Here is a 13,458-nt window from a genome sequence, read left to right on the forward strand (position 1 = left end):
TGCACTATACCCTAAACTTTTATGAATAAGCGGCTCAATTCCATTTATTTCTGAGAATAAAGGTTGACCCAGTAGATAACACCGTCTTTGTCGGTAGCAGTCCCAGCTCCTATATGCGTGAAGACAGGAGAAAGAATATTTTTATACTCTCCAGATTGCGCTAACCAAGCATCTGTAATTTCTAGCGCATCTTCAAATCCTGCTCCGATGTTCTCGCCATATTCTTTGTATTTATAGTCGAACGCTTTCAGTAATTCTTCAGGGGTACCGTATGTCGGAGAAGTATGTGATAGTTCTCCGTTCTTCGCCATATCTTCTGCTTTGGCTTTAGCGATTCTGTTGAGTGCCGGATCTGCTTGTAGCTGATTGATATTCGCCGCTTTGCGTTTGGCATTTGTGGCGAGAATCGTTTGGGCCGCTAGTGATGGTTGTTGTGGTTCTGGTATTGGCGGTACAGGATTCGGTGCCGTTGCCGGTGGTGCTGGTGGTGGCTTTGGTGCCGTTACCGGTGGTGCTGGTGGTGCCGGTATTGGCTTTGACGGTACAGGATTCGGTGTCATTGTCGGTGGTGCTGGTATTGGCTTTGGTGGTACAGGCTTTGGTGCCATTGCCGGTGGTGCCGGTGCTACTGGTGATCCTGGTGGTGCTGATGGTGCTGATGGTGCTGGCGTTGGTGATCCTGGTGGTGCAGGCTGATTTGCTGGTTTTCTATCAATATAAGCTTTCTTATCTTTATCGTAGACTATTTGACCTTCTTTGCGTTTGTTGTCGAATTCGATAGCACGGTATAAAAATGCCGCCATTTGCGCGCGCGTGACCGGATGATTCGGCTTAAAGTTTGCACCAGGACGCGTCGTCGTGATGTTGAGTTCTGCGATTGAAATTATGTATGCGTACGAGCCGTTTGATTTTGCAACGTCTGCGAAACGAATAAAGTCATTGTCGTCTGTGATGATGTTGAAACCCAACACTAGGAGCTTGGCCATTTGACCGCGTGTTAGTGAGGAATTCGGATTGAATTTTGATTGATTGGCAAATAAACCTTTTTCCGTAAGAGCACGAATGTGTTCGTAAGCGCCATTTGCTGGTGTGACATCGGTGAAATCCATACGATAGGCATGGCTCGGCTTCGCACCAATTGTGAGGGCTATCATTTTAGCAGCTTGTGCGCGAGTGACAGGTTTATTCGGACGATATGTATTGTCGTTATAGCCATTGATGATTTTATTTGCCGCCATATATGTGATTGCTTCGTGTGCGTAGTGATCAGCTGGGACGTCTTTGAATGATTTCACTTGGGTCGCTTGAACGGTTGGTGTATAGACCGCGGTTGCTGCAATCGCGAGTGACGTTGCGCTTAGGAATAGTTTTTGTGCGTTTGTTATTTTCATAGAATGGGCCTCCTTTTGTTATGAGTATACTGGATTTGTAGTGGTTTTTGCGAATTAGTTTGATATTTAAAGATTTAGGGTGATTTTTATTGGTTTTTTGATGTTGGTGGGGTGGGTTCTATGAGCGTGGGAGCGGCGGCTATGAGCGTGGGGGTGGGTTCTATGAGCGTGGGGGTGGGTTCTATGAGCGTGGGGGTGGGTTCTATGAGCGCGGGAGTGGGGGCTATGAGCGCGGGAGCGGGTTCTATGAGCGCGGGAGTCGGTTCTATGAGCGCGGGAGTGGCGGCTATGAGCGCGAAGGCTTCATTAGACAAAAAGGAGCGCATGATGAAGAACACATACGCTTCTTTCATTAGTAGTAGATTTAAAATGAGAGGTTAGTTGGGTTGCTGAGGAGTTTTGGGGAAAGGTGGTAGATGGCGTATCTTTTTTTGCCGGATAGCTGGGTGTAGGGATTGGCCAGTAGTCGTTTGGCGATGTGGCGGGAGTGAATATTGCTAAATTGGCGGAACTGTTGGTTTGTGAGTTGCGTACCTTCAATGCAATACCATTCTTGCAAAGCAGTCAGGTGCGCGACGAGATCCTGGTGATCACATGCTTTGCAACGCCATTTTTTTGATTCCCAACGCATGCTTAGAAGGTTGCAATTCGGACAAGCTACACCGGAAGTGAGTTCTTTCATGGTGAGATTGTATTTTGCAGTTAGCGGGACAGGTTCGTATTCGCGATGTGCGCTTTTTAGTTCATTTGCTAGACGGTGAATTTGTTCGGATGTTAGGATGTCGTTTTGAATTTCCAAGGCGCGAAGTTTGTTTGGGATTTCGTAGGAAAACGCGATGTTGCTGGAGGCCATGTTTTCGATAGTGAGTTCGTTTTGGTACGCAAAGACGACGAACTCTATGAGTGGAATATCAATATTGCGTTGTTGTAGCCAGTTTGCGAAGAAGTATTTTTTGCGTTCCAATTCGGCAAGCGGGCTTTTAAGTACGGTTCGTTGCCCATTTGCTGATTCACGAATAAACTGGGTAGGATTTTGTTTGATGTGTAGTTTGCCGGCGATGTTTTTGATTTCGAATAGGATGATAATGCTTGGTGTAATTAGAATGGAATCGATTTGGAAGTATGCGTGATCTTGTTTTAGGAATAAATCGTGGAGAATAGCGTGCGGATACGGAGGGATGAATTCACGTAGTTGGTAGTCGAATTCTTTCTCTCCACCGAATCCGGCTTTTCCGTTGTAGAAGTCTGATTGGATTTTTTCATATTTTTCATGGTTGACTGGAAGACGTTTTAACAGTGCGTTTTGGCCGATGATTAGTCTAGGCATCACACGCGTTTTATAAATCATGTTCTTCCCTCCCTTTAAATGAATTGGTTTATTTTATTATAACAAATAATCAAGTATATGGAAGGTTATGGATAGAATTCAATTTTGCTAGCGATTTTAGGTGTAAAATTCATTTTTGAAGTGGAATTTGGGGGGAGAATTCAATTTTGATGGGTGATACGCTCGATTTATTGAGGACATATTCTAAAAATAAGTCCTTAGATCTAGTTGAAGGTGAAATGTTGTTTTTTGGATGTTATTTTTGGGTTCTTGATTGTGTTTCTATGAGCGTGGGCGCGGGGGGTATGAGCGCGAGACCGGGTTCTATGAGCGCGGGGACTGCTTCTATGAGCGCGACTTCACTTTCTATGAGCGCGACTTCACTTTCTATGAGCGCGACAACACTTTCTATGAGCGCGGCAACTGCTTCTATGAGCGCGGCAACACTTTCTATGAGCGCGGCATCACTTTCTATGAGCGCAGCAACACTTTCTATGAGCGCGACAACACTTTCTATGAGCGCGACTTCACTTTCTATGAGCGCGACAACACTTTCTATGAGCGCGACAACACTTTCTATGAGCGCGACAACACTTTCTATGAGCGCGACAACACTTTCTATGAGCGCGACAACACTTTCTATGAGCGCGGCATCACTTTCTATGAGCGCGACTTCACTTTCTATGAGCGCGGCAACACTTTCTATGAGCGCGGGGACAGCTTCTATGAGCGCGACTTCATATTCACAGATACAAAAAAACTGCCCATCTTACATGGGCAGTTTTTTAGCGTTTGATTACATAGCGTACGTACGTTTTCCAGTGGGTTCCTTTCCACTGATCCCAGCTTGGTGCGTAGAGTGGAATTGGGTGGAAGACGCGTTGGTTGTTTAGGTAGCTGTCTAAGCTGTCGTTGTGTAAAGCTAATGTGCCAGGTTCGATACCGCTTGTTACGATTGAGCGGTCGAGCACTGTAAATGGTGTATCAATTGTGCTTAGGATCGCTCGGCCGTTTCTGTCGAGTGTCCAGATTTGTGCACGATTATTGTGTTTGTTGAGTAGCCAGTTGGTTTTGATGCTTGCTGCTTGGTTGGCTTCATTTGTTTGAATGAAGGTGTTGACGTTGGTGCCGAATGGTAAATCTAGTTGTTCGTCTGATGGCGCGATGCGTACTTCATAGTAGGCTAGCGGATTGGTTTTCTGCGTGTTGCCTAGTGATTTGTATGCTTTTAGCCACTTGTCGTCTGTTGCTGGTACTTTGGAAACGGAAACGACAACGCCGTTCAATGTAGAGATTTCTGTTGGATAGTCCGGTTTAATACGGTCACGGGCTTCTGCTAACTTTCGCTCTTTAGCTGTTTGCATCTGGACGGGTGCACCTGGTGGCGGTGTGCCATCGTTTAGTGTGCCGTCCGGATTGGTAATGGCACCATCTGTTTGAGTCGTCGTGCCGTCTGGGTTCGTAATGGTACCGTCTGGATTGGTAATAGAACCATCCGGGTTGTTAATCGTTCCATCTGGATTAATCACACTACCATCCGAATTTGTAATGGAGCCATCCGGATTCAGCGTACCTTCTGAATTGCCGGTTGTATTGTTTGGTGTATTATTCGGGTTCGTTGCTCCTGGGTTAGTTGATGGTGTATTCGGCTTTGTCACTGTACCATCTGGGTTTATTATTGAACCATCTGGGTTGTCCATCGAACCGTCTGGATTACCTGAAGTTCCGTCAAAGTTTTCTTCACCCGGCTCCAATTCAACGGGCTTAATTTTCCCATTGTTTCTGTCAACGTCGTGATTTAAGTCGTCGTATTGCTTGTCATCTATTAAGACGTCATTCGGCGGTGTTCCATCAGCCGAAACAGCTGCTACTTTTTGATCTTTCAATCTACTGACCGCATCTGAATAATCATTCTGGACAGTAGGCACAAATGGTGTACGAATCGAGTCGTGCTGAATCGTTACGAAGCCACCTGTTTCGATTGCCGGCCATTCGTTGTCGAGGACATATGTGACAATCGTTTGGTCTGTGCTATAAATATCAACTGAAGGTGCCGATTGGTCGCGATTGATTTTCACAACGTAGCCACTGACTGGGCTCGTCATTGCAGACTCTGTCGGAAGCTCCGCAAGTTTCGAATCAAGCGTTGCGATTTGGCGCTGCACTTGTGCTAAGTCACGTTTTGCGTCCGCAATAGCTTGCGCGTATGTGCCTTCCCCTATTACATCAACATTGACACGTAAATTGACGCGCACTTTATTTTCATCATTCGAATCATAATAGTCATTGTTACCTCTAGATTTTCCACTGATGGACTGCTCGTACTCCAGATCGCTAATCGTTTGGCTAATTGATGACGATTGATTTTGTAGAGCGGTCAATTCGGCATTTAGCTGATTACGTTGCGAATCGATATGATCGACTTTCAACGATGCAAGTTCCGTACCGAAATCAACAGACTCTCCTTCTTGAACGAGCCAAGAATCCAGTTTCTGTCCTTCTTTTAAATAAATTGTATGCAAGTCTTTCGGTGCGATGAAGCCTTCCTTATCAAGGTTTTTTTTATAATCATCCACAGCTAGACGTTCATACTCACTGACGTAGTTTGATTTCGAAATAACACTTTTATGGGAGAACACTAGAATCATGTTTACCCCAAGAAAGACTGTGACAAGGACCGCCACGATGAGATTTTGTGATTTCACCATTTATAGTCCTCCTATCATTAATAGATTAAGCATTTTTTCAACCGGAACGAAACCGATTGCCGCCGTGATCAATGCGAATGCCACTTGCAGAGCGATCAAGAGCCAAATTGTGTTTTTACGAACTTGGTTACTCGCTTGACCGAAGTCATATTCATCGGCCTCTATTTTATAGAAACTGACGAAGCGATATTGAACCGCTACAATTAGCGCAGAGAATATCGTTAATTGGTTCACAAACAAAATAATGTACCAGTTTTCAAGAAACGTCATCGCTAGCGGACCGAATGAAAGAATTGACACAGTCGCCACTTTGCCCGCAATTGCGAACACGAGGAAGTTGATAAGTTTTTCGAATAAAAGCAATCCTACCACGACTAGCTGTAGTTTTAATAGTGGTTTGAAAGGTATGTTCGTGATCATGCTTAGAATCCACGCGACGCCCCAGAAGTGGAACGCCATATAGAGAACGGACCAGAGTATCGATCCGAGTAACGCTGTGTAACGACCGATTGTGTAATCGTCGAGTGTTCCATTTGCTAGAATATACGTCATCGTGTCCGTGTTCATACCCCACATGCCGCGAAGAATGAATAGGATGACGCCTAAGATGAATACGCCAAGCACACGGCGTTTAAATTGTGTCACCGTTCCTCGCCCTAATTCGCCAGCAAGTCGGTCTGGATATACTAATGAGCGCCAATAACCGTAAGTAGAATACATGTGTACTTCTCCTTTATCTCCAACTTGTTCGTTCGAATATTATCATTTTCTGTCTCTCTTACTTTATCAAAAAATGACGGATTTGCAACGAATGTCTCGTTTCAGGAGTGATTTTGGAAGAGTTTGTGTATTTACCTTGCGGAGATAGTAGAAATTGAGATGAATTACGCTGTGAGCTTGTCCACGAAATAAATCAACATATACTATTGAAGGTACCTCCATTGTAGTCCGCAGACTCATTTCCATTAAATTCCCTAGTTCAATCTAATCATTTAATTGTCTGAATGTTTTTAATTATCCATAATAGGTTATACTGAATAGTATTACATGCTTGTAGAATATTTAAAGGAGTGATGGGCGATGAATTTAGACAAGACGATTGAGTTTACATGGCAGGATTTCGCACTAGGTCTCGGTGGATCGGGAATTTTCGTAGTGGCGCTCCATTTTCTCACGTTATGAACATACCGAATAGATCGTTTTCACCCACATAAAAACACCTCGGTTTTGACGCATCTCCATGCGCTCCCCACTGAGGTGTTTTTTAAATGATAATCGTCAAATTAGCCGCAGTCCCTCCATCAACTCCTTAAACAAGAGTCGGTTTTTCGTTTCTAGCGCGTAGTCTACCATTCGTTCCCAATTCTCTCTCTCCAATTGCTCCACTAATCCGTCTGTTTCCCGCATATTCCCTTCCTGTAGATGGCCTTCCAATCCCATCGCTCCTTCGAGTATAGTCGACAAATGCAAATGTAAATCGGAAATTAGCAACAGTTGATAAAGTGGGATTCTGATGAACCGATGCCCCCGTTGAAAGACGAATATCTCTCCCAAGTTTTCAATTTGCAGGCTTTTCGTATTGATAACAATTTCTTTACCCTCTGCTGGAATGAACTGAAACACTTCATCATTTCTTATAATTGAGAAATATTGATAGGCGAATACAAGACGTAGATTGAATTCTTCTTTTCTTGTGAAAAACGGCTTGATTCGCTGGATGAGTAGCATGTCTTCTCCCTCCCTTTACGTAATATACCTTGGCTTACATAGTTGCCGCCATAGGCTTCGAATGACTAAGCGAAGCACGCTTCCCTCAAATCATTTGAATATTCCGATTATTATTAATATATCACATTACGGAGGGTTTTGTGAATGATATGAGTCTAGATACACGCAATATGTCAAATCTTTTTTTGGAATGTCCTCATATTTTCACGAGTTGCTGTATGTATAGGCTTTATTTGCTCAAAAAATTAGGCGATCCGATCGAAAGTTGGTTCGCTCACAGACAATTCACATAGCATAACGTTCACTTCGGATCGCGTAGATCTCGGGATTCTGTTAACAGCTTAGAATGAATGATTTTCGTACTGGAAAGAATGAGATTTCATCTTGCTCTAGCCTATCCATGATCTTCCTACTTAAATCGATACAAGACTTGCGATAGTAAAAAATGATTTGATCGTCCGCATAATAAATATTTACTTGTTTAAACAGCATCTCACAGCAAACTACCTCATATAGATAAAACACCTTCCTAACGTCATCATGAATTATTTTCTCTGCGCACTGTTCAAGCGTTTGTATAAAAGATAAGTCTTTGAATCGCACAGCTCGACGGCTATGTAAATGGTCTTGCAATTGAGAAATATGTAACATCAATTGCATTCTGTCTATATAAACCACCTCCCACGATTATATTGTTTCGATTTTCTCATAACGTTTAAAAAAAAGCGGTTACATGTCATTTCGGGATAAATGATTGCCTAATTGACAATTTTTATGAATCTATTCTACATTTCTTATACGATGGCGAGAAAAATGGGTGATCGTATATGAGTTTTGGTTCGCAATTACGTGAGTTTCGCGATGAGTATTTGCATATTACACAAAAACAAATGGCGCAAGATTTAGGAGTGAATCCGGGGACAATTTCAAGATATGAGTCAGATGAAAGAGAGTTCCCTATTGAGCAACTGCAAGTAATGAAAGAACTATACAATATTCCGGACGATATGTTTTTAGCTATCATCTTGGATAGGCCACTGAAATCGGTACGTCCTAGCACCGGTTTACGAACACTTGATAGCACAAGCTACTACTCGAATGGTTGGAATGAGCCAGCAGACGCGGAATATAGGCTACGCGAGATCATTGCAGTCACTGATCAAATGACACCAGACAATCGCGCGTTGTTTTTCGCTGGGTTGCAAAATTTCGTTCAACTTTTCAAAAATCAATTGCGCAACTAGATCAGAATCATTTTATGCTTTCCTAACCAGTGGTAATGAAGCGTGAAAAACGCTATAATGGAAGGACTGCTTATGAAGGAGTTGATTCGATGCAATTGACGATCGAACGAATAGCTAATTTGCACGAACGTGAAATTGAAGAGTTCATGAACCACATTAAACATACATTTCAACCGTCTATTCAACAGCAAGCCGATATTGTGCGCAAGGCAGCTTCTCTCGTCCGAATGAATGCGATTGGTGCTTACCGCTATACGGAAAGCGAACAATCTATAATGGCTAATATTTCGGGAACAGAGTCCGAGTTTGCACGACTATCCTTCCAAACGATGGAACCGTACTGCACATGCTTGAACGATAGTTGGTGTGCACATCAGATTGCGATCGTTTTTCATTTATATTCACAATTTCATTCACTGTCTGATTGGTTGCATAATTGGCGTCAAGCTGGCACGGTCCAGACGCAACTGTCAATTTCCGAACGGACACCGGAAGCCTGGATTACGGCACTGTCCGCGTTAGTCCAACCACTATCTGAATTGGATCATAAAGACGGGCCGACCGGATTCTTGCATTATACTTCTAAAATTGAACAACAAAAGACGCGGCTTTCTCCATTTGAATGGGAATGGAAGCCGCTCTTTTCACTGTATTACCAGCTGACATTATTGCGAGCGGCTTGGCCCTTTTTACGTAGTGAGTTAGCTTCTAATGATTCCTATCATTACGGTAAGTGGCAGCTGACGATTTGGCTCAATGAACAGATGTCCGAATTGAAATCAGGCATTACACAATTGAGTTCAAAGTCCAAGTTATTTGAAACGGACGCGTTCCATGCGAAGTTGAAGGATTTGATTCATTCCTTCGCAGTGGAAGAAGAAGGATTATTTTCAAAGCGTTTTGAAGCGTTCCGATTAGCTTATACTGAATTGTATATAGAAGAACCAGAACTCGCACAAGAAATTGAACGCTTACAAGATGACACCGCAAACGACGCACCATTATTCCGTGCGTTTTTATATTTGACGTCCGGACGTTTCGATGAATTGGATCACGAACTAGACTCACTTGATCCGACGGCCGTGCCGCAATGGTTGGCTTTTGCATTGTATGCTAAGGAAGATGAAGATTTCGATATTGTACAGTCTATTATGCTACAGTTGCTTCCTCATCTCGCGGACTATTATCAACAGCTCCCTTCACGTAACCGTTCGTCTTTCGCGGAAGATATCGATGAATTACTTTCCTTGTCTGATGTGTCTGAAGAACAACGCGATCAATTATTTCAATCGTATGGTGCGGAAGCGAGTCGCGCGTATGGCAAGTTTCTATTTGAACGTAGTCGTTACGTAGAGTGGGCTGCCCTAATGCATCTAACCCGTGGATCGGTCGATATGATTGATGGCGCACTTTTGAAAATAGCGTTGGCGGAAGATTCACAAGCTATCTTCCCCCTCATGCATGCTGAAGCACTGAAATTAGTGAAAGAAAAGAATCGCGACAGTTATCGACGCGCTGTACGCTTATGGAAACAAATGAAGGCTGCCGCCAAACGCGATGGTCGCAATGAATTTTGGAACCGTTATGTGAATACAGTCCGCCAGCAATTTCCCCGCCTGCGTGCACTGATGGAAGAAATGGAGAAAGGAAACTTGCTGCTATGACTCATTCGAACATCTTGCAACTCGCCCTGGATTTAACCTTAAAAGAAGGACCCGATGGAACGTTTCTCGTTTCTGCTACGGTAGCAGGTGAAAAGAAAACGATCGATGCTGACATGCTCGTGTCCTATCTATTTTATTCCGATGAACAGACGTTGTACGGCATGCTTGTGCCGCAACGTGACAATTGGCTCGATGTATCGATTGATGAACTGTTGCGATTGTTTTCTTCGACTAGTCATCCGTACGTTCACTACACGGGGGCAACTGAAGAGGACCAAGAGATTCTGACAGGGATTCGTGAAGCAGCGAAGCTTTGGCAAGACCCTGCATTATTCTCCTATATCCAAGCAACCGATGAAGGGCTATCGTTTGATGTGCAGGAAACGGGCTTATCTGAGCAAGCGGGACGTTATATATCGCTTGCAGTACGCGGTCAACTGGCTACTCTCGGTGTTTCGATGGCAGATTTCCCTGTATTACTCCCCCACTTCAAGCAATATGGTTGGCCTCATGGTGAAACGACAAAGTTACCGTTCCGCGTGGCGCTACGCTTGACGGAGCCTGATATTGACGAAACGGATTGGTTGCTTGAAACGGTGTTAATTAGCGAGCGAGGTGCTCAATGGGTGCCAGCGATTCGTAAAGTGACGAGTTCGATTGAAGATGCTTTACCTGCGAAGCGTAAGCCGTATGCACAAGATATTGCTAATCGCCAAGCGGAGATGATTGGGATTTTCCGTTCTGTGGAGCTACCTGAAAATGATCAATTCATGCATATGTTACTCAATGATGCACAAGTGCGGATTTTCATTCAGGAAGATTTGCCGCTTTGTCAGGCATTTGATTATCCGGTTATTTTACCCGCGTGGCTGAAGTCGGTGACGGAGACGAAGTTGAAGATCCGAACATCTGCCGGTATGCAATCGTATCGTTCGTCTGCGAGTCTCGATCAAGTTCTATCGTTTGATTGGCAATTTTCACTCGCTGGCGAACAGATTAATCGTGAACAATTCCAGCGAATGGTCGATGAAAACCGTGAGTATATTCGTGCTGGTGATGAGTGGTTCCATTTGGATCCGGCGTGGCTTAAGCGGATTCGTGAGTTGATGGAACAAGTGGATGACGGTGAATGGACAGTGAAAGATTTACTGTTCCATGAAGTGCCAGAAGAGATCGCCCCTATCCTCGATGAAGAGGAAGAAGACGATCCTTTGATGGCATTTTCGATGCAACAGGCGTTGCGTCAAGTGATGACCATGCTGCAAGAAAAGAAAGGTTTACCGACTGTTGCCGCGCCCGCCAGTTTGCATGCCGAGTTGCGACCTTATCAGCAAGAAGGTTTCGAATGGCTTCATTTCATGCGGGATAATAATTTCGGGGCGTGTCTTGCGGATGATATGGGACTCGGGAAGACGGTGCAGCTCATAACGTATTTACTGTATGTGCATAATTTGCCCGAAACCGATACACCGTCACTGATCATTTGTCCGACAAGTGTGATGGGTAACTGGCAGAAGGAGCTGGAGCGTTTTGCGCCTTCCTTGCGGGTACATGTGCATTATGGTACAAATCGAGATTATTTCGAAACGTCAAGCTGATATTATCCTGACAACCTATGGGACAGCCACACAGGACGGTGAAATGCTTTCAAACTATACGTTTGCTAGTGTGACAATCGACGAAGCGCAAAACATCAAAAATTTGCAGACGAAGCAGTCGCGTGCGATTCGTAAACTTCGCGGGATTCATCATATCGCCTTAACGGGAACACCGATTGAGAATCGTTTATCAGAGCTCTGGGCCATTTTTGATTTCATTCATAAAGGGTATTTGGGCAGTTTCCGCAAGTTTAGCGATGAGTTTATCGTGCCGATCGAGCGAGATGATTTGGAAGCGGAGAAGCGTAAATTACGTTCTCGCATTCAACCATTCATGATGCGACGGACGAAAAACGACCCAGCATTGCGTTTGAATTTACCGGAAAAGCTCGAGCAAAATGAATATGTACCGCTAACGCCAGAACAAGCGGCGCTTTACGAAAGCTTTGTTTCTGAGACAAAGTTCAAGCTTGAGACGCTTACTGGTTTTGAGCGGAAAGGCTTGATTTTGAAAATGTTGAGCCGTTTGAAACAGCTCTGTAATCATCCTGCACTGTTCTTGAAGGAGCCGCAAGCCCCTGCCGCCGAGTTGACGAAGCGATCGAATAAAACGGCGCGAATCGTTTCTATGGCAGCAGAGATTGCAGCGAATGGTGAGCAGTGCTTGATCTTCACGCAGTATATCGGCATGGGGCAAATGCTGCGCCAGTGCTTGTCGGAGTTGCACGGAATTGATGTGCCGTTCTTGACGGGCAGCATGCCGAAGGGGCAGCGTGATGCGTTGGTGGAGGCTTTCCAAAACGGGGAGTTCCCGATTTTCATCCTGTCTTTAAAAGCAGGCGGTACGGGATTGAATTTAACGCAAGCGAATCATGTATTGCACGCGGACCGTTGGTGGAATCCGGCTGTGGAGAACCAAGCAACGGACCGTGCCTATCGTATTGGGCAGACGAAGTTTGTGCATGTGCATAAATTTGTAACCGTTGGGACGATTGAAGAAAAGATTGATAAAATGTTGGTCGAGAAAGCGGCGCTATCCGCTGATTTGATTCATTCAAGTCAGTGGCTAACCGAGTTGAACGACCGAGAGCTAGATGAACTGTTGACGTTTAATTAACTACTGGGCTTGCATCTTACAAAGATGCAAGTCTTTTTTACTTTCGTTTTGGATGGGTTGGTAGAAAAAAGGGATTGGTTTTTATAGATTCAAGATAATTCAGGCGTTCATTCAGGTTGGCGATGATGCGTACGAGTTGGCCGACTTGGCTTTCTAACCTTTGAATATCTTCCTGATGCGTCGTTTGGGCGGTTGATGAATCAGGAAGTTTGAGTGCAGGCTCATTTCTCGGCATAGCATTCCTCCTTTCAAGGATCGTTTTATGTATTCCGCCAACTCTTTGGAAGTGGTCTCCAAATGAATGAGCGGCGGATGCGTTGGCGTAATTTCAGTTCCTATGCTTTGCGCCACGAAGGTCCCCTCCCTCATGACACATTGTAAATTGGCGAATATGCTTGTAGTGTCGTTCTGTTTATTTGTGTGCTTCATTTGATTTGCTACTCGTGTCAGGAATTGATCAGTAGCGAATGTGAGATGACAGGTTTACTTTTGCTTCCTCCCCCTTTCAGATTTCAGTTTTAGAAAATAGGAAGTGCCTGTTCTGTTGACTTTACTTCTTCAAAACGTTTGGACTCTGTAGGTGAAGGCGCTTTCATATCGGAGTTGTTAAATCTAGATGATTTCGAGGATAAGAAACGGATGTCATCGCACACCACTTCTGTGACATAGACTTTCGTTCGA

13 protein-coding genes are annotated in these 13,458 nt (G+C 44.3%); 5 read left to right on the forward strand and 8 right to left on the reverse strand.

What is annotated here, in order from left to right; all coding sequences use genetic code 11:
- Positions 1–44: 44 nt before the first annotated feature.
- The 3 genes from ORD22_RS08255 to ORD22_RS08265 all read right to left on the reverse strand — a co-directional run bounded on the left by ORD22_RS08255 (position 45) and on the right by ORD22_RS08265 (position 2,739).
- Positions 45–1,391 carry a CAP and S-layer homology domain-containing protein gene (locus ORD22_RS08255; protein ID WP_317645460.1) on the reverse strand — a complete coding sequence of 449 codons (1,347 nt, stop codon included), beginning with the start codon at positions 1,389–1,391 and terminating at the stop codon, positions 45–47.
- A gap of 86 nt (positions 1,392–1,477) precedes the next feature.
- The gene (locus ORD22_RS08260) at positions 1,478–1,744 is read right to left on the reverse strand and encodes a hypothetical protein (protein WP_317645461.1); all 267 of its coding nucleotides are present in this window, start codon (positions 1,742–1,744) and stop codon (positions 1,478–1,480) included.
- Positions 1,745–1,755: 11 nt separating this feature from the next.
- Entirely contained in the window at positions 1,756–2,739 is a 984-nt protein-coding gene (locus tag ORD22_RS08265) for a nuclease-related domain-containing protein (protein WP_317645462.1), read from the reverse strand.
- A gap of 284 nt (positions 2,740–3,023) precedes the next feature.
- On the opposite strand from ORD22_RS08265, the gene ORD22_RS08270 reads away from it, so the two are divergent.
- A complete protein-coding gene (locus ORD22_RS08270) occupies positions 3,024–3,611 on the forward strand; it encodes a hypothetical protein (protein WP_317645463.1) in 588 nt (195 codons plus the stop codon).
- On the opposite strand, the gene ORD22_RS08275 is transcribed toward ORD22_RS08270, so the two are convergent.
- The 4 genes from ORD22_RS08275 to ORD22_RS08290 all read right to left on the reverse strand — a co-directional run bounded on the left by ORD22_RS08275 (position 3,504) and on the right by ORD22_RS08290 (position 7,805).
- A complete protein-coding gene (locus ORD22_RS08275) occupies positions 3,504–5,426 on the reverse strand; it encodes an efflux RND transporter periplasmic adaptor subunit (protein ID WP_317645464.1) in 1,923 nt (640 codons plus the stop codon). The genes ORD22_RS08270 and ORD22_RS08275 overlap by 108 nt on opposite strands.
- A complete protein-coding gene (locus tag ORD22_RS08280) occupies positions 5,427–6,146 on the reverse strand; it encodes a hypothetical protein (RefSeq protein ID WP_317645465.1) in 720 nt (239 codons plus the stop codon).
- Between the two features lie 558 nt (positions 6,147–6,704).
- A complete protein-coding gene (locus ORD22_RS08285) occupies positions 6,705–7,154 on the reverse strand; it encodes a transcriptional regulator (protein ID WP_317645466.1) in 450 nt (149 codons plus the stop codon).
- A gap of 333 nt (positions 7,155–7,487) precedes the next feature.
- Positions 7,488–7,805: a hypothetical protein gene (locus tag ORD22_RS08290; RefSeq protein ID WP_317645468.1), complete on the reverse strand. Its 318-nt coding sequence runs from the start codon at positions 7,803–7,805 to the stop codon at positions 7,488–7,490.
- 176 nt (positions 7,806–7,981) lie between these two features.
- Here ORD22_RS08290 and ORD22_RS08295 point away from each other — a divergent pair, with 176 nt between their 5' ends.
- The 4 genes from ORD22_RS08295 to ORD22_RS08310 all read left to right on the forward strand — a co-directional run bounded on the left by ORD22_RS08295 (position 7,982) and on the right by ORD22_RS08310 (position 12,777).
- The gene (locus ORD22_RS08295; protein ID WP_317645469.1) at positions 7,982–8,398 is read left to right on the forward strand and encodes a helix-turn-helix domain-containing protein; all 417 of its coding nucleotides are present in this window, start codon (positions 7,982–7,984) and stop codon (positions 8,396–8,398) included.
- An 89-nt stretch (positions 8,399–8,487) separates the two neighbouring features.
- Positions 8,488–10,062, forward strand: coding sequence for a hypothetical protein (locus ORD22_RS08300; RefSeq protein WP_317645470.1), 1,575 nt, complete (start codon positions 8,488–8,490; stop codon positions 10,060–10,062).
- Positions 10,059–11,660 (forward strand): SNF2 helicase-associated domain-containing protein, encoded by a 1,602-nt coding sequence (locus tag ORD22_RS08305; RefSeq protein WP_317645471.1) that lies wholly within the window; start codon positions 10,059–10,061, stop codon positions 11,658–11,660. The genes ORD22_RS08300 and ORD22_RS08305 overlap by 4 nt, the downstream gene beginning before the upstream one ends.
- The gene (locus ORD22_RS08310) at positions 11,614–12,777 is read left to right on the forward strand and encodes a DEAD/DEAH box helicase (protein ID WP_317645472.1); all 1,164 of its coding nucleotides are present in this window, start codon (positions 11,614–11,616) and stop codon (positions 12,775–12,777) included. The genes ORD22_RS08305 and ORD22_RS08310 overlap by 47 nt, the downstream gene beginning before the upstream one ends.
- 37 nt (positions 12,778–12,814) lie before the next feature.
- Here the strand turns inward: ORD22_RS08310 and ORD22_RS08315 are convergent, their stop codons facing one another.
- Positions 12,815–13,012: a hypothetical protein gene (locus ORD22_RS08315; RefSeq protein WP_317645473.1), complete on the reverse strand. Its 198-nt coding sequence runs from the start codon at positions 13,010–13,012 to the stop codon at positions 12,815–12,817.
- Between the last annotated feature and the right edge of the window lie 446 nt (positions 13,013–13,458).

Origin of the sequence: Sporosarcina sp. GW1-11, from assembly GCF_033088395.1 — a bacterium.
Classification (GTDB): Bacteria; Bacillota; Bacilli; order Bacillales_A; family Planococcaceae; genus Sporosarcina.